Genomic DNA, 18890 nt, shown 5'->3' with positions numbered 1-18890 from the left:
GGCCACCGCCCCGCGCCCGGTGCCGGACGGCGCCCGGCCAGGCATCGCCGCAACGGCTGTGACCTGCGCCGATACCGCCGTCACAGGCTCATGACGACACCATTCCGACCGCGGCAACGGAGTGGGCCGACGGCGCCCCTCGCACGGGCCTCCGCACCGGCATCGAGACCACAACAGCAGGCATCAGACACCAGGCACCAGGCACCAGGCACCAGGCACCAGGCACAGCTTCGGCCGTTGCGCAAGTCGACGGACCGGCGGCGGGCCGGCCCGGTCAGGGCGTGTCCAACCTTCCGGCGCGGGCGAGGTCTTCGAGGGTGTCCAGGGCCTGCCGCGCCCGGGCCGCCGCTGCCGGATCGCGGTGCTCGATACCGCTCTGCGCGAATTCGTCCTCGTCCAGGCGGAGCACGGTCGCGCCGTCTGCCGACTGCCACAGGTCCAGGTCCAGGTCCTCGACCGCGATGCTGCCCGGGCCGATCTCCGCGGGGCGCGTCACATCGCAGTACCAGCCCTTGACCGTGCCGTCGCCGGCCCGGACCTCCTTGACCGCGTACCAGCGGTCGCGCCAGTAGTGCTCGGTGAAGACATCGCCCGGCTCGAACCGGACGAAGCCGAAGTCCCGGACGGTGGGCCGCGCCCAGAGGGCCCGCACGACGGCGTGCACGCCGTCGTCGTGCACGACGGTTGCGGGGTACCGCACCTTGGTCCGCCCCCCTTTCACCAGCGTGACGTGCACTTCGCCGCCCACCGACAGCACCGCCCCGGTCACCACAGCTCTCCCGCCTCCCAGACTCACGAACTCCGCACGGATCGCAGGCACTTTCTCCCGGACCGGGGCGACCGGGCCAACGCTTTTTCGCGGCGCGGCGCGGTGCGGCACGGTGCGGTGCCGCGGCGTTCGTCCCACCGCACTGCGCGCCCGGCGCGTCCCGCCGTGCGGCGAGCGGGGCAAGCGGCCTTCCCCGCAACCGATTTGAGGTGGGGCCGTGGCGTCGCCCCGGCACCCACCACTAAGGTCGTGATCATGGCCGCACCGACACCGACCGTTCTCGCCACCTCCGGAGGGCACCGCACGGGTGGTCGCACCATGGTGACGTTCAACTCCCTGGTGCACCACGCCGTCGAGCTCTCCGGCGCCCACGGCCGCCGCCCCCGCGTCATGTACGTCGGCACGGCCATCGGGGACGCCGAGCACTTCACCTCCCGGATGACCGAGGCCGCCCGGGTGGCCGGGTTCGACCTGACGCCGCTGCACCTGTTCCCCATGCCCAATCTCGACGACGTCGAGGGCGCCGTCCTCGATCAGGACGTCGTCTGGGTCATGGGCGGCTCGGTGGCCAATCTGCTGGCCGTGTGGCGCGTGCACGGACTGGACCGCGTCATGCGGCGGGCGTGGGAGGCCGGGGTCGTGCTGAGCGGGGTGAGCGCGGGTTCCCTGTGCTGGTTCCAAGGGGGCGCGACCGACTCGTTCGGACCGGAGCTGCGGCCCGTCACCAACGCCCTCGGTTTCCTGCCCTACGGCAACGGCGTGCACTACGACGTCGACCGGGGCCGCCGGCCGCTCACCCACCGGCTGGTGGCGGACGGCACCCTGCCGGTGGCGCACTGCACGGATGACGGTGTGGGGCTGGTCTACCGCGGCACCGAGCTGGTCGAGGCCGTGACCGAGGTCCCGGGCAAGGGTGCCTACATCGTCACGCGCGACGGCGACGCGGCGGTGGAGGAGCGCATCGAGCCCCGCCGGCTCCCCGCCGTGTCCTAGACTTGCGGGGTTTCGCCATTCTTCTCTCATGCCTGGGGGACGGTCGCGGGCGGAGGACGGGGAGGGGCAGGTCCGGCCGGTCCCACCGACCACGACCGCGCTGCCCGGCTCCCGGATACGGACAGCACGAGCACGCCATGACCGACGACCACAGCACCGGACGGCCCACCGACGCGGCGTCGTCCGCGCCCGATCCCTCCTTCGGCGGCGGGATGTCGGAGGCCCGGAAGGAACGCGGGGCATCCGTGCGGGTCTTCCTCTACATCGCCGGGAGCCATCTCCTCCTGGGGTTCATGGCCCTGCTGTTCTATCTGGGGTCGCACGCGCAGAAGTAGCGGGTCGGGCCGAAGCAGTGCGGCACCCCGACGGCGGCGGACGGGCAGCGGGCCGAGCGGTGCCGCGGATGCCCGGGACAGTGCCGCGCCGGGCCGGGTAGCCTGCGGGTGTCGGCCCTACTCCAGCGAGTTGTTGCATGAATGCCTCCGATGACACGTCCACCCGCCTGATCGTGCTGCGGCACGCGAAATCCGCCTGGCCGGAGGGTGTTTCCGATCACGAGCGTCCGCTCGCGGGCCGGGGACGGCGGGACGCGCCGGCGGCCGGCCGGTGGTTGCGGCAGCAGCGCTGCGTGCCCGACCTGGTGATCTGCTCGACGTCCCGGCGGACCCGAGAGACCTGGGAGCTGGTCGCCGGGGAGCTCCAGCCGGAGTATGCGCCACCGGCGACCCGAGGGGACCATGCGGCCCCGGTGGCCCCCGTGGCCCCGGACGTGGTCTTCGAGCCCCGGATCTACGCGGCGAGCGCGTCCGCCGTGCTGGAGGTGCTGAGCGGGATCCCGGAGCGGTGCCGGACCGCTCTGGTGATCGGCCACCAGCCGGCCGTGCAGGACCTGGTCCTGGCGCTGGCCGGCGAGGGGGACGGCGAGGCGCTGGACCGGGCCGGTGGGAAGTTCCCCACCTCAGCGGTGGCGGTGCTGACGCTGCCCGGCGGATGGGCCCGCCTGGAGCCGGGCGCCGCGGCGCTCACCGCCTTCGCCGTGCCCCGTGGTCCGGCGCCGGGCGACCACTGAGCGACCCGGCCGCCGTCGGGCGACCTTTCACCCCCATGGTCCGACGCCGCACGAGCCCGCCGTGCGGGCCGGGGAGTCCGCGGCGATTCTGTGGGGCATGGCGGATGGTGCGGGCGCGGACGACCAGAGCCGGGAAGCCCTCCGGCGGCCGGACGAGCCGCCGGCGGTACCCACCGACTACGACGGTGCGGTCTACGGCTCCCTGCAGGCCGCGTCCGTCGTGGCCGGCGCCGCCACGTTCGGGCCGTTCCCCCGGGTGGGACTGGTGCTCCTGCTGCTCGTCACGGGGCTGGTCTTCTGGATCGCGCACGTCTACGCGCGGCTCGTCGGCGAGCTGGCGACCTACCGGCACCTGACGTGGAACAGGGTCCGTCATGTGGCGGTCCACGAGTGGCCGATCGCGCAGGCGGCGCTGGCACCGGCCGTCGCGGTGGCGATCAGCCCGCTGCTGCGGTTGAGCCTCCAGGACACCGCGTGGTTCGCGCTCGCCGTCGCCGTGGCCGAGCAGATCGGCTGGGCCACCAGGGCCGCGACCCGTGCCGGGGCCTCGCGTGCCCTGGTGGTGGCCTCGGCCGTCGTGAACCTGATCCTCGGCCTGGTGATCGTGCTCCTCAAGGCGCAGCTACAGCACTAGGGGCGAGCCCCGGGGCCGGGGAGGCCGCGGAACTGCACGTCACCGGTGCCGTACGGGACGGGTAGGACTCGTCCCGGTCACCGTCCCGGTCAGGGTCCCGGGGCGTCCGGTTGCTTCGGTCCGCCCGGTGCGGAGCGGAGCACGGCCAGCCGCCGCTGGTACTCCTCGTCCTCGATCTCCCCGCGGGCGTAGCGCTCGGCGAGGATCTGCTCCGCCGTGGACGACCCGCCGGGCGGGGGACCTTCGTGGTGCCAACCGGGATAGCGGCGGCCGGGCCCGCCCCCGCCGGACGGGCCGGGACGGACCAGGGCGCGGAAGAGCAGGACGCCGACCGTGATCACCAGTGCCCAGAACAGGACCATGCCGACCGTGGCCGCGAGCCAGCCCCACCCGGCGCCACCGTGGTGGTGGTACCAGAACAACATGGGACCTCTCCTTCCCGGCACCGGGCGGATACGGGCCCTGAAGCGGGCGGCATCCGCACGGGTGCCCTCACGTCGATTCTCGCGCGCCGTCGCCGGGCGGGCGCATGCTGGCGGTGAGCGGCGGCGGCCCCGCCCGGCCGGGCCCGTCCGTGCCCGTCCGTGTCTGTCTGTGTCCGTCTGTGTGGACACCTCGCGGGAGGGCACCGGCGACGATCCGGACGTCGCCCTCGCACCGCGCCGGCGTACGGTCCGTACCGCTCCGGCAAGTCCCGCCATGGCGATCCGGTTCGCGGCCGCCACCCGATCCCGTCGAAGACCTGACGGCGGTCCCACGGCCCGCGTCCCCGTCTCGACAGCGGCGGCAACACCGCTTCAGACGCAGCCACTGGTCGACTGCCAGGTCTCCACGCGTCATCTCGCGTTCGTTCCACGACCTTGATCGACGTCTCGAGCGCGCCCCGGGGACCAGTAGACTCGACGGCTGTGGTGGACACCCAGTACGAAGACCTGTTGCAACTGACACTCACCTCCGGGACGGCCAAGGCCGACCGGACGGGCACCGGCACCCGGAGCATCTTCGGGCACCAACTGCGCTATGACCTCTCGCAGGGGTTCCCGTTGGTCACCACCAAGAAGGTGCATCTCAAGTCCATCGTGTACGAGCTGCTGTGGTTCCTGCGCGGCGACTCAAACGTCGGCTGGTTGCGCGAGCACGGTGTCACCATCTGGGACGAGTGGGCCGACGCGAACGGCGAGCTCGGTCCGGTGTACGGCGCGCAGTGGCGCTCCTGGCCCGCCCCGGACGGCAGGCACATCGATCAGATCAGCGAGGTCCTCGCCACTTTGCGCAGTGACCCGGACTCCCGCCGAATGATCGTCTCCGCCTGGAACGTCGGCGAGCTGGCCAACATGGCGCTCGCGCCGTGTCACGCCTTGTTCCAGTTCTACGTCGCCGACGGCAAGCTGTCCTGCCAGCTGTATCAGCGCAGCGCGGACCTGTTCCTCGGCGTCCCGTTCAACATCGCCAGTTACGCCCTGCTCACGCACATGGTGGCGCAGCAGGCCGGCCTCAAGCCGGGCAGCTTCATCTGGACCGGCGGGGACTGCCACATCTACGACAACCACATCGAGCAGGTCACCGAGCAGCTCTCACGCACTCCGTTCGAGTTCCCCACATTGCGTCTGCGCCAGGCCGATTCGCTCTTCGACTACGCCTACTCCGATGTGGAAGTGCTCGGCTATCAGCATCACCCCGCCATCAAGGCCCCGGTGGCGGTGTGAACGTCGGGCTGATCTGGGCGCAGACTCTTGACGGTGTGATCGGCGCGGACAACGCGATTCCGTGGCGACTGCCTGAGGACATGGCGCATTTCAAGGCGACCACCCTCGGCCATCCTGTGGTGATGGGGCGCAGGACATGGGATTCGCTGCCCCCGCGATTCCGTCCGCTGTCCGGCAGGCGCAACATCGTGGTGACGCGCGACCCACGGTGGGTGGCCGAAGGCGCGGAGCGCGCTGGTTCCGTCGCCGAGGCGCTGGAACTCGCGGCCGAGCCGCTGAAGTCGACCGCGCCTACTGCGGCATGGGTGATCGGCGGCGGTGAAATCTACCGTGCAGCCTTGGAATACGCCACGACGCTCTCGGTGACGGAAATCGACTCGACGGTGAGCGGCGACGTCTACGCCCCGGTACTGGGCCCGACGTGGAAAGTTGCCGAGGACAAGGGCTGGCAGTCCTCGACGTCCGGGCTGCGCTACCGCATCCGCCGATACACCCGCTGAAGGCACCCCACACTCCGACTCACGTGAGCCATGGTGGGCGGCCCACCGGCTTCGTCGCCGCGATCCGGCTACGGCTTCGGGTGTGATCCCCCGTACGGAACTCCACGGTTACTCGACGATGAGGTCTTCGTATGTGATCGTCACCTGTTCCGTGGCGGGCCCGGCTTCGGATGCTTCCAAGGACGGTCCCTCCCAGCGGGACGCCCAGGCGTTGGTGAGGTGGATGCGGCGGACGGTTTGCTTCTTCGCGTCCGTCAGGGCGATGGTGATGTTCTGACGGACCGCGTCCAGGTCGGCGTTGATGAGAGTGGCCCTGATCCAGTCGGTGAAGGCAGCGCTCTTGTCCATGCCGCGAGTGATCGTGATCTCGCCGGTCCTGCGGGATCCCGCCTGCTTGCGGATCAGGAGTTCCCCCGCCGGAGAGACATCCCTGACCTCCACCACGTCCTGGTCCAGCTGGAGTCCTGAGACGGACTGGACGGTCTCCACCTGGAACTTGCCGAGCTCGATGGCAAAGGTGCTGCTGCTGAAGCTGTCACCGGTCAACACGATGAACTCCTCCTGCTGCTCGTGAGTTTGACGGCCGGCTGTCGTCTCCCCCGGCCGGCCTATGCGGCCTAACGCCTCAAACGCGGAGCGGTTACACGGTGCCCCGCACCAGCCGGACCGCGACGACCGGCCGTTATGAGACAACGACGCCGCGCCCCGGTACGAGCCCCGATGGGGCCCTCGTCATCTTCCTCGCCCTTGGATGCGCGCTCATCCGCTGGCGGCGCCTGCGCTCACTCCGAGCGGGACTGGAGGGTGGCGGTGCATGCGGCTTCCTGGGCGGCCATGAGCTCATCGCCGTGCTCGAAGGCCCATGCTCCGACAGCGTCGATGGGTGCCAGCAAAGTCCGCCCCAGGGCGGTGAGTTGGTACTCGACGCGCGGTGGCGCTCCGGGGTGTGCCTGTCGGTCCACCAGCCCGTTGGACTGCAAGCGCCGCAGCGTCTCGGTGAGGACCTTGGAACTGATTCCCCCGATCTGGCGGCGTAGTTCGACCGGGCGCCTGGGGCCGTCGCGCAGTGCCCAGAGCACAACGGCGTTCCAGGTGTTGGAGAGGAGGTCGAAGGCGAGGCGGGCACGGCAGTCGGCGAGGAAGGCGTCGGTCGTCACGTACCACATGGTGCCCGACAGGCCCTCTAACGTCCTTGCGAACGGTCCAAGCAGGTCCTGGGAGGGAATGCGCAATGAGAATCGGCGTACTGGGCACGGGCAACATGGCGGATGCGCTCGCCACCCACTGGGTGCGGGCCGGGCACGACGTGGCCATCGGAGGACGGGACGTGCACAAGGCGGAGCGGCTCGCGACGCGCCTCGGGGGCAGCGCGCAGCCGGCCAGTCTGCGTGCGGCGGCCGAGTTCGGTCAGGTGGTGCTGGCCGCGCTGCCCTTCGGCGCGGGCGCGAGCGTGGCGCGGGAACTGAGGGCGGTCCTGGACGGCAGGGTGCTGATCGACTGTTCCAATCCGGTCGGTCCGGGCTTCCTGCTGCTGACACAGCGCGGCCTCTCGGCCGCACAGCACCTGGCCGCGGCGGCACCGGGAACTCATGTGGTCAAGGCGTTCAATCTCTGCCATGAAGACGTGTGGCGCATGTCGCCGCCAGTCTTTGACGGGCGGCCGCTGGCCGTTCCGGTCTGCGGAGACGACGAAACGGCCCTCGCGCTCGTACACCAGCTGGTGCGGCATGTCGGCTGCGAGCCCGTGGCCGGCGGCGGTCTCGAACGAGCGGGACTGCTGGAAGCGACCGCCGCGCTCTTCATCGGGCTATGGGTCGGCGAGGGAGCCGACGCCCAGGCCATCGCACCCCCGCTGGCCTACGCCGCCGGACCGAGAAACGAGCAACCAGAAGACACCGAGAAGGCTCTTCGGTAGGAGTTCTTGGACCGTGCCCTACGTGGTCAGTTGGCCGTTGCACTGGTCATGGGGAGTGGACGGTGGGGCGGCCCGGCCATATTCCAGGCGTGGACGACGATCACGGGCAACTCCTTTTGGTGATCGATACGTCTGTCCTCCCCCTTGGCATGAACCACCCTCTGCTGCACGGCTGGTGACGGACGCGCAGGCCGGGGCCGACTTGCTCGTCGGGGCGGAGGGGGAAAGGATCGGCGGGCCGTGCCGGCGAGAGCGACCGGCGGCGCACGAGAAGGCCAAGGGGGGCGGCGGGATGAGCGAGCACGGCAGGCGGCGGCGACACCGTACGGTGGACCGGGTCGTGTGGATCCTGGAGGCCGCCGCGCGGACGCCGGACGGGGTGACCGTGGCCGAGTTGGCCAGGACGGTCGGGGCGCCGGCGAGTTCGGTGCAGGATCTGGTCAACGGCCTTGTCGCGACGGGTTTTCTGCTGGAACAGCATCGGCGCTTCAGACTCGGGCCCGCCCCGCACGTCCTCAACCTCATCGCCGGCCGGGTCGTCCCGCGGATCAGTCAGGCCGAGCTCGACGAACTGAGCCGTGTCGCGGGTACCCCGGTGCTGCTCACGGTGCGGGTCGGACTCGACGCCGTGTACCTCGCGCGCGGCGGCGAGAACCAGATTCCCCGCCTCGTGCCGCTCGCCGACCAGCACGTGGCCCGGCCGCTGCTGCGCACCGCCGCGGGCCGTCTGCTGCTGGCCTTCACCGACGAGGCGGAGCGCCGGGGGCTGCTCGACGAGCTCGCCCGTCACGACCCCGAGGCGGTCGCCGAGTTCCGCTCGGCTCTTCCGGCGATTCGTGCGTCGCGGATCAGCCGCAGCGAGGGGATGGCCGACCCCGAGGTCAGCGCACTTGCGATCCCCGTCACCGACGGCCCCGTCGTCACGGGAGCCCTCGCCCTGATCCACCAGCGTCGCGGCCGCTCGGAGCGGCTGCGCCTGGACCGGGCGGCGGCCCGGCTCCTCGCGCACCTCCAGGAGACGCGGAGGTGACGTCCGCATCGATTCACGGATATCCGTGAATCCGGGCGCTCGTGCAGTGCTGGGGACGAGCATCACGGCATGACTTCGAACACGCTGACCACGACCGGGGCGACACTGACGGCGTCCGAGATCGTCTCCCGGCTGCTGCACACCCTCGGCGACCCCGATCCGGCCCGAGGAGCCGAGGACATCACCGTCGTCGGGGCCGATCCCCTGGTGCCCTCGGTGCACCGGCTCGCCGATGCCATGTCCGCCGCGATCGGTGTCTTCGGACGGCAGACGGCGGCGCTCGGCGAACAGCGCGGTCACCGGCACCAGAAGGTGGAGGTACAGGCCGGGGCCGCGATCGACCAGCTCATGGCGACGTATCACACGACGCTGTCGGGGCGCCCGATCGGTGTCCTGCTCGAAGATCCGGCGCTGCTCGGCAACAACGACTTCTACCGGGCGCGCGACGGCCGGTGGATCTTCATCATCACCACCTATCCGCATCTGCGGGACGCCGTCGCCTCCGTACTGCGGTGCCCGCTCGACAAGGTGGGGATCGCACAGGCCGCGGCCGACTGGGACGCCTTCACGCTGGAGGAGGCCATCTGCGCGCGGGGCGGCGTCGCGTGCGCGGGGCGCACCCGCGACGAGTGGCTCGCGCACCCCGCGGGGCGGTATGTGGCCCAGCGCCCGGTCGTCGAGATCGAACGCGTCGGCGACGGGCCGGTCCGGCCCTTCGAGCCGATCGGTGAGGCGGACGAGGCGCTCGCGGGCGTACGGGTGCTCGATCTCACCCATGTCATCGCAGGTCCCGTCGCGGCGCGACTCCTCGCCCAGTTCGGCGCCGACGTGCTGCACCTGTCGCGTCCCGACCGCCCCGACCCGATCCCGATGATCGCGATGACCGGCGGCGGCAAGCGCAACGCCTACTGCGACCTGCGCGACGATCACGACCGGGCGGCCTTCCACGACGCGCTCCAGGACGCGGACGTCTTCGCACATGCCTACCGGGGACTTGCCCGGCACGGGGCCTCGACCGAGGAACTCGTCCGGCGCCGCCCCGGACTCATCACCCTCGAATACCACGCCTGGGGCGCCGACGGCCCTTGGGGCGAACGAGGCGGGTTCGACCAACTCGCCTGCTCGGCAACCGGGTTCGCTGTCGAAGAATGGACCGACCGGCCATCGCTGCCGCCGACCTACCTGCTCAACGACTACCTCGCCGCCTACCTCGGGGCCGCCGGCGTCGCGACGGCCCTGCGCCGACGTGCGGCGGAGGGCGGCTCCTGGCGAATCCGCGTGACCCTGGCCGGGGTGTGTCACTGGGTGCGGGAACTCGGGCTGCTGGCACGGGAGGACGTACTCGACGTGCCCCGGCCCGGACGCGCCCCGTTCGCCGCGCTGTCGACCACCGGGACCGACTTCGGCCCGCTCACCGAACCGGCGACGCCGTTCGCGTACAGCGGGCGCTCGGTCCCCCAGCCCGGTTGGCGTTCTCCGCTGGGGTCCGCTCCGCTCCAGTGGCACTAGGTGTCGCCGGCCAGCACGTTGTTGACAGTGGCAGCGTTACTCGGGGTGCGTGGCGGCCGGCAACGGGTGGTGTCGGCCGTTGCGCCGCTTGACTCTCACACCGATGTAAGACTCTAGCTTCCCCGGCATGAGGAGGAACTCTGCCTCGCTCGTGGCCTTGTGCGCGAGCGTCTTCGTTGTCGGTACGTCGGAATACCTGGTTTCGCGGGCACGCTGCCCGAGGTCGGCGCGGATCTGCGGGTGCCGCAGAGCACTGCGGGGCAGGCGGTGACCGCCGACGCGCTCGGCGTGGTGATCGGCGGGCCCGCGCTGACCGCGCGGCTGCGCCGCAAGCCCCTGGCGCTCGGCCTGATGCTGCTGTTCGCCTCGGGCAGCGCGCTCAGTGCCTGGGCCCCCTCGTTCACGATGTCGCCGGCCGGGCGGGTGATCTCCTCACTCAGCCACGCGGCGTTCGTGGCGTTGGCGTTGGTGATGGCCACCAGCGTGGTGCGGCCATCGCGGCCAACGTCGGTGCCTGCAACCTCGGCGCCGCCGCCGGCTCCGCCCCAGGTGGGGCCATCGTCGCCGCCGGCGCGCTGCGCTGGGCCGGACCGGCCGGCGCCGTACTCAGTCTCGGCGGCCCGGCCCTGACCTACCTGGTCCTGCCCCGAACCAGGACCGCGCGGCCCACCGGCAATGTCCCGATGGGCACCGCTGTCTGATCCCCGAACCCACTCTGCCCGGAAGGCTCCTTCTGACCATGCGCGCTGTCCAGATCGACCGCCACGGCGGTCCCGACGTCCTGACCCTCCGCGAGGTCGCCCCACCCGAACCCGCCACCGGTGAAGTCCTCATCCGCACCGCGGCCAGCAGCCTCAACCCGGTGGACTGGAAGACCCGCGCCTGGGAGATCGGCCCGCCGCTGCCGGCCACGCTCGGCTGGGACATCTCCGGCCGGGTCGTCGCGAGCAACGACCCCGCCCACGAGGTGGGTGCCCAAGTGATCGCCATGTCCGCGCAGATCGCCACCGGCCGCGGCACCTGGGCGGAGCTGGTCGCCCTGCCCGGCCACCTGCTGGCACCCGCACCGGCCGCGGTGCCGTTGGCGGACGCGGCGGCCCTTCCGCTGGCCGGGACGACCGCCTTGCAGGCCCTGCGCGCCACGGAGTTGAGCGCCGGCGAGCGCCTTCTGGTCGTCGGCGCCGCCGGTGCGGTCGGCGGCCTGGCCGTCCAACTCGCCCGCTCGACCGGCGCCCACGTCGATGCCCTGGTCTCCCGGTCCGACCATGAGCAGGCAGCGACGGAGCTCGGCGCGGAGCGGGTCTGGCGCCGCCCGCAGGACCTGCCCCGCGGCCGGTACCAGGCCGTCCTCGACACCGCCGGCACGGACGTGGCCGCGGCCCTCGTCCCCGGAGGGCGCTTCGTCTCCATCGCCGACCACCCCCTGCCCGACGTGCCAGGCGCCCGCAAGAGCTACGTCCAGGAGAACGCCACCGACCTCGCCCACCTCACCAAGCTCGTCGACACCGATGAGTTGCGGCTGCGGATCGCCGGCCGCTTCCCGCTCGACGACATCCGCACCGCCCACGAGCGCTTCGAAGCCGGCGGCCTCCTCGGCAAGGTCCTCATCACCTTCTGAGGTACATCGCGCGCTTCGCCGACGGATCTGGAACCGGCCGCGTTCATCGGAACGCGGCCGGGGCCCGCACCTCTCCTTCCCACGCCGGCCAAGTCGCTCCGGCCGCAGCCGGAAGCGCATGTCATCAATGGCCAAGGTTGTCCTCACCTGGGAGTGGCAACGCTGACGTTGCTGTTCGGTATGCCTCGGCCATGGCGTGGAAGGAACGCTTCGGTGCCAGGCTGCCGTCGGGCATGACCTTGCACACTCCGTAGGAGGCCATGTCGAGGTCGAAGCGTGGATCCTCGTGGTGCGGATATGTGTAGCCGGCGAAGGTGAACCAGAAGGCGGTGTCCACGCCTTCCTCGTTGAAGACGTCCAATTGCTGGCGCAGGTAGCAGGCCTGTTCGTCTTCGTCGCGGATGTGGTCGCCGTCGAGGCGGGGCGGGTCCGCGTCGTGGTCGACGACGCCCCACCAGCCGATGCCTCCGCGGGCGGCGGCGCCCCGGTAGGTGCAGCTGCCGAATTCGGTCGCCGCGAGCGGCTTGCCGTACCGGAGATACTCGCGCAGGCCCTGGCGGAAGGCGTCACTGGCATCGCCGTAGGCGTCGGCACTGACGATGTCGAAGGGCGCCCAGTCGATCTGTTCCCACGTTCCGGAGGCGTAGGTGATCTTGCCGCGGAACCGTGAGCGGACCGTCGCCGCGATGTCGGACAGCAGGGAGTTCAGCCGGGCGGGAACCTCGGCGAGCGCGGCCAGTGTCGTCTCGTCGGGAGCGCCGCTGATCAGGGCTTCGATTCTGGCGAGGCTGTCCTCTCCGGGGAGAATTCCGGCGGCGAACAGGCTCAACTCGCAGCCGGCGACGAAGACATCCGCTCCCACCTCTTCGGCGCGATCGGCACAGTAGGCGAAGTAGGGCAGCAGTTCCTCGGCGGACAGTTCGCAGGGGAACGGGGAGAACCAGACCTCCAGCCCGGCGTCGGCGGCGTGCCGGGCCGCGAGGGCCAGTCGCCCAGGGTCGCCACCGGTGATCCGTACGGCGTCGCAGTGCAGTTCGTCCGCGATGATGCGGATCTCGCGGCGTACCGCGTCGGCGTCGAAGACGGGTCGAGAACTCTTGCCACCCGGAGTGAAGCCGGTGTCGTAGGTGATGCCTCTGGCTCGCATGGATGCCCCTGACAATCGATCGACATCTGTTGCTGCGTCTCACCGTGCGCTGATGTGGGTCGGTTCGGCGATCGGAGCCGAACGTTAGGTACGAGTCGAAAGGCCGGTCAACGTCGATCTCCTGTGAACCATGCTGTTTGTGCTGGTCAGCCATGCAACTGGCGATTGCAATGACAGTGCGGGTCAATGCACGCCGAGCGAGGGGATGTTGCAACGATCGGCGACCAGTGCACACTGGGGCCGAGACGCCCCGACCGGAGGAACCGAACCCGATGCCAGGACGCAGGCTGACGAGAGCCGAGCGGCAGCAGATCGCCGCCGGGTTGGCGCAGCGCCTGAACTACGCCGACATCGCCAGGCGCCTGGACCGCCCCACCTCGACGGTGAGCCGCGAGGTCGCGCGCAACGGCGGACCCGCCCGCTACCGCGCGTAACTGGCACAGTTCGCGACCAGCCACCGAGCCCGACGTAGGCCGCAGCCGCCCGCGTCGGCGCAGCGGACCATCGAGCACCTCGGTCCCGACCCCGACACGACGGCCGCGTTCGTCACCGACCTCACCGCGGCACTCGTCCAAACCGGCCTCCCGCGCACCGCCGCCCGCGGAAGCGTGCGGACGCCGTGGGCTCGGCGGGAGGGCGGGAAGGCCGGGCGGGCGCCCAGATGCGGGAGGGCGGCCCGGTGGCGGGAGGGAGACCTGGAGGACCGGGTCAGGACCGGTCGGTTCCGGGCCCCGGATCGTGGTGGTCCGGGGAGGCCGCCGGCTGTCGGCGGAGGACGTCGTGGACGACCGCGCCGTCGACCGTCTCGCGGGTGGTGAGCAGGTCGGCGAGGCGTTCCAGGGCCGCCCGGTGGTCGCGGAGCAGGGTGGTGGCGCGCTGTTCCGCGTCGCGGACCAGGCGGGCGATCTCCTCGTCGATCAGGCGCTGGGTCTGCTCGGAGTAGGGGCGGTGCAGGGCCTCGCCGGGGGCTTCGTCGCCGAGGCGGTGCGGGGTGCCGGTGGTGGCGTAGCCGATCGGGCCGAGGGCCGCGGAGAGGCCGAAGTCGCGGACCATGCGACCGGCGATCTGGGTGGCGCCGGCCAGGTCGTCGGCGGCGCCGGTCGAGCCCTCGCCGAAGATCACGAGTTCGGCGGCCCGGCCGCCGAGGCGGACGGCCAGCAGGTCGTTGAGGTAGCCCTCGGTGTAGAGGTGCCGCTCGGCTTCCGGGAGTTGTTCGGTGGCGCCCAGTACGGGGCCGGAGGGCAGGATGGTCACCTTGGCGACCGGGTCGGCGTGTTCGCACAGCGCGGCCACGAGGGCGTGGCCCGACTCGTGGACGGCGACGGCGTGCCGCTCCTCGGGGAGCAGGGCGTTGGAGGACTCCCGGCGCCCGAGCAGGACCCGGTCCCGGGCGTCGTCGAGGTCCTGGGCGGAGATGACGGTGTTGCCCGCGCGGACGGCGTGGATCGCGGCCTCGTTGAGGAGGTTGGCGAGGTCGGCGCCGGAGAAGCCGGGGGTGGCCCGGGCGACGACGTCCCAGTCGACGTCGGGTCCCGGTTTCTTGCCGCGGGCGTGGACGGCGAGGATCGCGGCCCGCTCGGCCTGGTTGGGCAGCGGGACGGTGACGTGCCGGTCGAAGCGGCCGGGCCGGAGCAGGGCCGGGTCGAGGGCCTCGGGGCGGTTGGTGGCGGCGAGCACCACGATGCCGCTGCTCTGGTCGAAGCCGTCCATCTCGGCCAGGAGTTGGTTGAGGGTCTGCTCGCGTTCGTCGTTGCCGCCCAGCCGGATGCCGCCGCGGCGGCTGCCGACGGCGTCGATCTCGTCGATGAAGATGATCGACGGCGCGCGTTTGCGGGCCTCGTCGAAGAGGTCGCGGACCCGGGAGGCGCCGACGCCGACGAACATCTCCACGAACGCCGATCCGGTCACCGACAGGAACGGCACCGCCGCCTCGCCGGCGACGGCACGGGCGATCAGCGTCTTGCCGGTGCCGGGCGGCCCGACCATCAGCACCCCGCGCGGCCCCTGGGCGCCGACCACCGCGTACCGCTCGGGGTGGCGCAGGAAGTCCACGATCTCGCTGATCTCCTGCTTGACGCCCTCGTATCCGGCGACGTCGTCGAAGCGGGTGGTGGGGCGCTCGGCCTCGATGATCTTGGCCCGGGAGCGGCCGATGCCGCTGAGCCCGCCGGTGAGGGTGCGCGCGGCCTGGCGGCCGGTCCACAGGAACAGCCCGCCGAGGAGGAGCAGCGGCAGGAGCACCGCGGCCAGCAGCCCCACCCAGCTGCCGCCTTCGCTGCTGCTGGAGGCGGTGACGTCGACGTTCTTCGCGCGGAGCTGCTGGGCCAGCCCGGTGTTGCCGAGCGCGGTGGGGATCCGGGTGGTGAATTCGCGGCCGTCCTTGAGCTTGCCGTCGACACTGCCCTTGTCGTCGATGTCGACGGTCCTGACCTGCCCGGCTTCCACCTTGCCGAGGAACGCGCTGTAGGTGAGGGCGGTGCCCGCGGGGTTGTGCGCCCGGCTGAGCAGGAGGACGAACACCACCAGCAGGACGATCGGCAGCAACCACGGCCGCCACAGCGGAGGCTTCGGCTGGGCCGACGGCTTGGGCGGCTCCCGCGGCGGCCCCGGCTTCGCCGAGCGTGTGGCGTGGCGCCTGGGCAGGCTCACTGCGGTGATCACGGCGGCTCCCTACGGTTCCGCACTCCTCGGACAGGTTCCGCTCCCCTTCCACGATCGGCTTTTCCGGCCGGTTCCGCAGGGTGGGTACCGCTGCGATGTGGGGTCGGGCGGCCAGGTGTGGGACGCTCGAAGTGCAGGCGAAGGGGGTGTGTGATGCCTCTTGGGAAGCTCCGTCCGCCCTGGCGGCACGGCCCGCTCCGGCGGGGTACGGACGTAGCGCAGTCCTGGCTGGTCCTGGCCACGGGCGTGCTGATCGCCGTGGCTGCCCCGACCGCGGGGGTGGTGGCCGGCAGTGTGGTGGACGCGGCGGCCCATCGGCAGAGCGCCGACTGGCAGCCGGTCTCCGCGGTGGTGACGAAGGAACCCGCAGCCCGGGTCAACGTCGACAGCGGTACCGGCACGGGCAGCCGGGTGCAGACGACCGTGCGCTGGACGGCAGCGGACCACAGTGTGCGGACGGGCGAGACGGTCGTGGCTACCGGCGTCCACGTCGGGGACCACACGACGGTCTGGCTGGACCGGAGCGGGAAGCTGGTGCGGGACCCGGGCACCCCGACCGACTCCCTGGCCGAGAGCGTGGTGGCGGGCACCGTCGTCGCGTCCGGCACCGGTCTGCTGCTCTACGGCGCGGAGAAGGCCGGTGTCCGTCTGCTGAACCGCAGGCGCTACGCCCAGTGGGAGAAGGAGTGGGCGGAGCTGGACACCCGCTGGCCGCACCCGCAGCAGTGAGGGTCCGTGGCGCGCGGTCCGCTCGGGCCGCGCGGGCGGCTCGCCTGGCGGCTCCGGACCGTCCCTGCCACGCTGAAATGGACGGCTGCCCGCCCGCGGTCGCGTCCGGCCGCCGAGCCGCATCCGCCGAGGGTCACCGACATCGGGCGCCGGGTCACCGTCGCCGGTGGTGCGGCGGTGCTTCCGGCCGAAGTCCCCGAGGGGGCGCGGAAGTCCGACGACGCGGCCCGGCCGATTGCCGTGGTCACCCGCCGGCCGGCCCCGGGATCACGCGGCGCGCCGCCCTTCACTCACGGAGGTTCCCATGGCATCAGCAGCAGGTCACCCCACCGGAACACCGCACCCGGGCTACGGCGGGAGAACGACCGCACCACAGACAGCGGAGCGCCACGGCCTGGTGATGTTCGCCGGGGTCATGTTGGGGTTGCTGGCCCTGTTCAACGGCCTCGACGGCATCGCGGCGATCGTCAACTCCCATATCTTCCTGGGCAATGTCTCGCTGATCCTGGGAGACATGCAGGCATTCGGCTGGCTGATGCTCGCGCTGGCGATCCTGCAGGCGGCCGCGGCCGTCGGCGTGCTCACCAAGCGTTCGGAAGCCGCCCGTTGGTTCGGTGTGGCGGTGCTGGGGCTGAACGCCTTCGCCCAGATGTTCTTCATCCCCGCCTACCCGGTGTGGTCGGTGATGATCATCGCGCTGGACGTGCTGGCCATCTACGGGCTGTGCGTCTACGGAGGCAGCGCTTCCGCCACGGCCGAGCAAGAGCAGGGAGGTTGAGCGGGGACGTCGGACCGGGCGGGCCGGGCCGGCGCGAGCGGATCGGGCCAGGTCACGGAGAGCGCGTACGCCGGCCCGGCCGGAGCCGGCGTCGCCCTGGCAGCGGCGTCACTGCGCGATCCGCTCCGCCAGCGAACTGCCCCCGCGGTCCTGGAAGATCCGGTCCAGATGGCGGTCCAGGACCTCGGCGGCGGTCCGCGGGCTGCGCTGGCCGACCAGGATGCTGGTGCCCAGCCCCGCGGAGAGCGCGAGCAGGCCGACGGCCTCGATGCGGGCGTCCACCCCGGGGCGGGTGAGTCCCGCTTCCGCGGCCTGCCCCAGGAGTGCGGTCAGCCGCTCCTCGGCGGCCTCGGGGTCCCGGATGAAGGGCTGTTCGGCGAGTGCCCGGTCGGTCACGGACAGCACCGCGTACGAGGTGTAGACGAGGTGGAAGACCCGGCTCTCCTCGTCGAGGGGCAGGGACGCCATCAGGAGCGCCTCGATCACCGTGCGCGGCCCCGGGTGGTCGCCCGCGGCCCTGACCTGGGCTGCGACGCGTTCCCCGAACCGCTCGGTCAGCTGTCGCAGTCCGTGCAGCAGCAGCTTCTCCTTGGTCTCGAAGTAGTACTGCACCAGCCGCAGTGACACACCCGCCTCGGCCGCCACGTCCCGCATTCCCACGGCGTGCAGTCCGCGTCGCCCCGCGACCCGGAGGAGCGCCTGGGCGATCTCGGTACGTCGTTCGTCATGGTCCACGCGCTTGGGCATCAGCCGCGTCTTCCCTCGTCGGTCGCTTCGGTGTGGGCCTCGCTCAACGCCAGGCAATTTTGATGATACAGCCGTACCAACTTCATGGTACGTTCGTATCACGAAGACCGAGAACAACGGATCCCCGGAGGTGGCCGTGTCCCAGACCACTGCCCGTCCCCAGGCCGACATCGGCCGCTATGTCAGCGACGCGCTGCGCGAGGAGTACTTCGCGGCGTGCGACGCGCTCTACGCCTTGGGGGTGCCCGCGGCCGCGGAGCAGGAGGTCGAGACCTCCTTCGGCACCACCCACGTCTACCGGTACGAACCGGCCGACCCCGCCGCCCGCTCCCGCACCCCCGTCGTCCTCGTGCACGGCTCGGGATCCTGCTCCGCCATGTGGTACCCGAACACCCCCGCCCTCAGCGCCGAGCGCCCGGTGTACGCGCTCGACACCCCGGGCGACCCGGGACGCAGCGTGCACCGCGTGCCCATGCACCAACCCGAGCGCGCCGCACAGTGGTTGGACGAGTCGCTCGCCGCGCTCGGCCTCGACAGCGTCCACCTGGTCGGCTCCTCCTACGGCGGCTGGCTCACGCTGAACCAGGCACACCGCGGGGCCGGCCGGCTGGCCTCGGTCACCCTGCTCGACCCCGGTGGCCTGGAGAAGGTGGGGCTGCGCTTCTTCGTCTGGATCTTCGTCAGCCTCTTCGCGACCTCCGCCCCGAAGGCGCTGCGTCCGCGCCTGGCGGCCTGGTTGGAGCAGCCGGTGCTCGTCGTGCCGGAGCTGCGCACGATGATCAGGAAGGGCGTCCGGGCCTTCCGCATCCGTCGCCCGGCCCCGCTCCCCCTCTCCGACGCCGAGCTGGCCACCATCCGCACCCCGCTCTACCTGGTGCTCGGCAGGCGCAGCCTCCTGGTGCACCCGAAGCGGCAGGTGGAGCGCGTCCCGCGCCTGATACCGGGAGCGCGCGCGGAGATCGTCTCCGGCACCGGCCACGGACCGCAGATCGACCATCCGCAGGTGGTCAACCGCAGGATGCTGGACTTCATGGACTCCGTCGACCGCCGCACCGGCTGACGGCCCGACGGACCGCCATCCCGAC

General features: G+C 71.6%; 22 protein-coding genes and 1 pseudogene. 15 read left to right on the top strand and 8 right to left on the bottom strand.

Annotated elements, in window-relative coordinates; genetic code table 11:
* Positions 1-274: 274 nt before the first annotated feature.
* Positions 275-772 (bottom strand): ribonuclease FAU-1 family protein, encoded by a 498-nt coding sequence (locus SNOUR_RS37840; protein WP_079143144.1) that lies wholly within the window; start codon positions 770-772, stop codon positions 275-277.
* Between the two features lie 252 nt (positions 773-1024).
* Here SNOUR_RS37840 and SNOUR_RS37835 point away from each other — a divergent pair, with 252 nt between their 5' ends.
* From SNOUR_RS37835 to SNOUR_RS37820, 4 genes are all read left to right on the top strand, one after another.
* Positions 1025-1762 (top strand): Type 1 glutamine amidotransferase-like domain-containing protein, encoded by a 738-nt coding sequence (locus tag SNOUR_RS37835; protein WP_067356253.1) that lies wholly within the window; start codon positions 1025-1027, stop codon positions 1760-1762.
* A gap of 137 nt (positions 1763-1899) precedes the next feature.
* Positions 1900-2097, top strand: coding sequence for a DUF6126 family protein (locus SNOUR_RS37830; protein WP_039639173.1), 198 nt, complete (start codon positions 1900-1902; stop codon positions 2095-2097).
* A gap of 137 nt (positions 2098-2234) precedes the next feature.
* Entirely contained in the window at positions 2235-2831 is a 597-nt protein-coding gene (locus tag SNOUR_RS37825; RefSeq protein WP_067356250.1) for a SixA phosphatase family protein, read from the top strand.
* Between the two features lie 97 nt (positions 2832-2928).
* Positions 2929-3465: a hypothetical protein gene (locus tag SNOUR_RS37820; RefSeq protein ID WP_067359125.1), complete on the top strand. Its 537-nt coding sequence runs from the start codon at positions 2929-2931 to the stop codon at positions 3463-3465.
* Between the two features lie 89 nt (positions 3466-3554).
* Here the strand turns inward: SNOUR_RS37820 and SNOUR_RS37815 are convergent, their stop codons facing one another.
* Together SNOUR_RS37815 and SNOUR_RS49340 are read right to left on the bottom strand one after the other, a co-directional pair.
* Positions 3555-3890: an SHOCT domain-containing protein gene (locus SNOUR_RS37815; RefSeq protein ID WP_174717933.1), complete on the bottom strand. Its 336-nt coding sequence runs from the start codon at positions 3888-3890 to the stop codon at positions 3555-3557.
* A complete protein-coding gene (locus SNOUR_RS49340; protein ID WP_376738566.1) occupies positions 3803-4465 on the bottom strand; it encodes a transposase in 663 nt (220 codons plus the stop codon). Before SNOUR_RS49340 ends, SNOUR_RS37815 begins: the two co-directional genes overlap by 88 nt.
* On the opposite strand from SNOUR_RS49340, the gene SNOUR_RS37810 reads away from it, so the two are divergent.
* Together SNOUR_RS37810 and SNOUR_RS37805 are read left to right on the top strand one after the other, a co-directional pair.
* Positions 4374-5171 carry a thymidylate synthase gene (locus SNOUR_RS37810; RefSeq protein WP_067356248.1) on the top strand — a complete coding sequence of 266 codons (798 nt, stop codon included), beginning with the start codon at positions 4374-4376 and terminating at the stop codon, positions 5169-5171. The genes SNOUR_RS49340 and SNOUR_RS37810 overlap by 92 nt on opposite strands.
* Complete coding sequence (locus SNOUR_RS37805) at positions 5168-5671, top strand: dihydrofolate reductase (RefSeq protein WP_067356246.1); 504 nt, start codon at positions 5168-5170, stop codon at positions 5669-5671. Before SNOUR_RS37810 ends, SNOUR_RS37805 begins: the two co-directional genes overlap by 4 nt.
* 108 nt (positions 5672-5779) lie before the next feature.
* Here SNOUR_RS37805 and SNOUR_RS37800 read toward each other — a convergent pair whose 3' ends face one another.
* Positions 5780-6220 (bottom strand): phage tail protein, encoded by a 441-nt coding sequence (locus SNOUR_RS37800; RefSeq protein WP_067356243.1) that lies wholly within the window; start codon positions 6218-6220, stop codon positions 5780-5782.
* Positions 6221-6453: 233 nt separating this feature from the next.
* Complete coding sequence (locus tag SNOUR_RS37795; RefSeq protein ID WP_067359123.1) at positions 6454-6828, bottom strand: winged helix-turn-helix transcriptional regulator; 375 nt, start codon at positions 6826-6828, stop codon at positions 6454-6456.
* Between the two features lie 74 nt (positions 6829-6902).
* On the opposite strand from SNOUR_RS37795, the gene SNOUR_RS37790 reads away from it, so the two are divergent.
* The 5 genes from SNOUR_RS37790 to SNOUR_RS37770 all read left to right on the top strand — a co-directional run bounded on the left by SNOUR_RS37790 (position 6903) and on the right by SNOUR_RS37770 (position 11743).
* The gene (locus SNOUR_RS37790; protein ID WP_067356240.1) at positions 6903-7586 is read left to right on the top strand and encodes an NADPH-dependent F420 reductase; all 684 of its coding nucleotides are present in this window, start codon (positions 6903-6905) and stop codon (positions 7584-7586) included.
* A gap of 292 nt (positions 7587-7878) precedes the next feature.
* Complete coding sequence (locus SNOUR_RS37785) at positions 7879-8616, top strand: helix-turn-helix domain-containing protein (RefSeq protein WP_067359122.1); 738 nt, start codon at positions 7879-7881, stop codon at positions 8614-8616.
* A 69-nt stretch (positions 8617-8685) separates the two neighbouring features.
* Positions 8686-10125, top strand: a complete 1440-nt coding sequence (locus SNOUR_RS37780) for a CoA transferase (protein WP_067356237.1) — start codon at positions 8686-8688, stop codon at positions 10123-10125.
* A gap of 240 nt (positions 10126-10365) precedes the next feature.
* Positions 10366-10755: an MFS transporter gene (locus SNOUR_RS37775; RefSeq protein ID WP_067356235.1), complete on the top strand. Its 390-nt coding sequence runs from the start codon at positions 10366-10368 to the stop codon at positions 10753-10755.
* Positions 10756-10864: 109 nt separating this feature from the next.
* Complete coding sequence (locus tag SNOUR_RS37770) at positions 10865-11743, top strand: NADP-dependent oxidoreductase (protein WP_067356232.1); 879 nt, start codon at positions 10865-10867, stop codon at positions 11741-11743.
* Between the two features lie 124 nt (positions 11744-11867).
* On the opposite strand, the gene SNOUR_RS37765 is transcribed toward SNOUR_RS37770, so the two are convergent.
* Positions 11868-12890: a glycoside hydrolase family 113 protein gene (locus SNOUR_RS37765; protein WP_067356229.1), complete on the bottom strand. Its 1023-nt coding sequence runs from the start codon at positions 12888-12890 to the stop codon at positions 11868-11870.
* A gap of 272 nt (positions 12891-13162) precedes the next feature.
* On the opposite strand from SNOUR_RS37765, the pseudogene SNOUR_RS43820 reads away from it, so the two are divergent.
* Positions 13163-13321, top strand: a pseudogene (locus tag SNOUR_RS43820) (helix-turn-helix domain-containing protein); the annotation flags it as partial.
* A gap of 277 nt (positions 13322-13598) precedes the next feature.
* Here the strand turns inward: SNOUR_RS43820 and ftsH are convergent.
* Entirely contained in the window at positions 13599-15551 is a 1953-nt protein-coding gene (gene ftsH / locus SNOUR_RS37760) for an ATP-dependent zinc metalloprotease FtsH (RefSeq protein WP_067356227.1), read from the bottom strand.
* Positions 15552-15704: 153 nt separating this feature from the next.
* Between ftsH and SNOUR_RS37755 the strand changes: the two genes are divergently transcribed.
* Positions 15705-16280 (top strand): Rv1733c family protein, encoded by a 576-nt coding sequence (locus SNOUR_RS37755; RefSeq protein WP_067356225.1) that lies wholly within the window; start codon positions 15705-15707, stop codon positions 16278-16280.
* Between the two features lie 304 nt (positions 16281-16584).
* Positions 16585-17058: a DUF7144 family membrane protein gene (locus SNOUR_RS37750; RefSeq protein WP_159426007.1), complete on the top strand. Its 474-nt coding sequence runs from the start codon at positions 16585-16587 to the stop codon at positions 17056-17058.
* Positions 17059-17166: 108 nt separating this feature from the next.
* On the opposite strand, the gene SNOUR_RS37745 is transcribed toward SNOUR_RS37750, so the two are convergent.
* Positions 17167-17805 carry a TetR/AcrR family transcriptional regulator gene (locus SNOUR_RS37745; protein WP_067356220.1) on the bottom strand — a complete coding sequence of 213 codons (639 nt, stop codon included), beginning with the start codon at positions 17803-17805 and terminating at the stop codon, positions 17167-17169.
* A gap of 130 nt (positions 17806-17935) precedes the next feature.
* Between SNOUR_RS37745 and SNOUR_RS37740 the strand changes: the two genes are divergently transcribed.
* Positions 17936-18865 carry an alpha/beta fold hydrolase gene (locus tag SNOUR_RS37740; RefSeq protein WP_067356218.1) on the top strand — a complete coding sequence of 310 codons (930 nt, stop codon included), beginning with the start codon at positions 17936-17938 and terminating at the stop codon, positions 18863-18865.
* The last annotated feature ends 25 nt before the right edge of the window (positions 18866-18890 follow it).

The organism is Streptomyces noursei ATCC 11455 (genome assembly GCF_001704275.1).
Taxonomy (GTDB): Bacteria; Actinomycetota; Actinomycetes; order Streptomycetales; family Streptomycetaceae; genus Streptomyces; species Streptomyces noursei.
This window is presented reverse-complemented; position numbering and strand designations above follow the sequence as displayed.

Bases quoted from the DNA above. Each gene is read 5' to 3' on its own strand.
- SNOUR_RS37835 (WP_067356253.1), top strand. From the start codon at position 1,025: ATGGCCGCACCGACACCGACCGTTCTCGCCACCTCCGGAGGGCACCGC.
- SNOUR_RS37830 (WP_039639173.1), top strand. From the start codon at position 1,900: ATGACCGACGACCACAGCACCGGACGGCCCACCGACGCGGCGTCGTCC.
- SNOUR_RS37825 (WP_067356250.1), top strand. From the start codon at position 2,235: ATGAATGCCTCCGATGACACGTCCACCCGCCTGATCGTGCTGCGGCAC.
- SNOUR_RS37820 (WP_067359125.1), top strand. From the start codon at position 2,929: ATGGCGGATGGTGCGGGCGCGGACGACCAGAGCCGGGAAGCCCTCCGG.
- SNOUR_RS37815 (WP_174717933.1), bottom strand. From the start codon at position 3,890: ATGTTGTTCTGGTACCACCACCACGGTGGCGCCGGGTGGGGCTGGCTC.
- SNOUR_RS49340 (WP_376738566.1), bottom strand. From the start codon at position 4,465: ATGCTCCGGGTGCCGGTGCCCGTCCGGTCGGCCTTGGCCGTCCCGGAG.
- SNOUR_RS37790 (WP_067356240.1), top strand. From the start codon at position 6,903: ATGAGAATCGGCGTACTGGGCACGGGCAACATGGCGGATGCGCTCGCC.
- SNOUR_RS37785 (WP_067359122.1), top strand. From the start codon at position 7,879: ATGAGCGAGCACGGCAGGCGGCGGCGACACCGTACGGTGGACCGGGTC.
- SNOUR_RS37780 (WP_067356237.1), top strand. From the start codon at position 8,686: ATGACTTCGAACACGCTGACCACGACCGGGGCGACACTGACGGCGTCC.
- SNOUR_RS37770 (WP_067356232.1), top strand. From the start codon at position 10,865: ATGCGCGCTGTCCAGATCGACCGCCACGGCGGTCCCGACGTCCTGACC.
- SNOUR_RS37765 (WP_067356229.1), bottom strand. From the start codon at position 12,890: ATGCGAGCCAGAGGCATCACCTACGACACCGGCTTCACTCCGGGTGGC.
- SNOUR_RS37755 (WP_067356225.1), top strand. From the start codon at position 15,705: ATGCCTCTTGGGAAGCTCCGTCCGCCCTGGCGGCACGGCCCGCTCCGG.
- SNOUR_RS37750 (WP_159426007.1), top strand. From the start codon at position 16,585: ATGGCATCAGCAGCAGGTCACCCCACCGGAACACCGCACCCGGGCTAC.
- SNOUR_RS37745 (WP_067356220.1), bottom strand. From the start codon at position 17,805: ATGCCCAAGCGCGTGGACCATGACGAACGACGTACCGAGATCGCCCAG.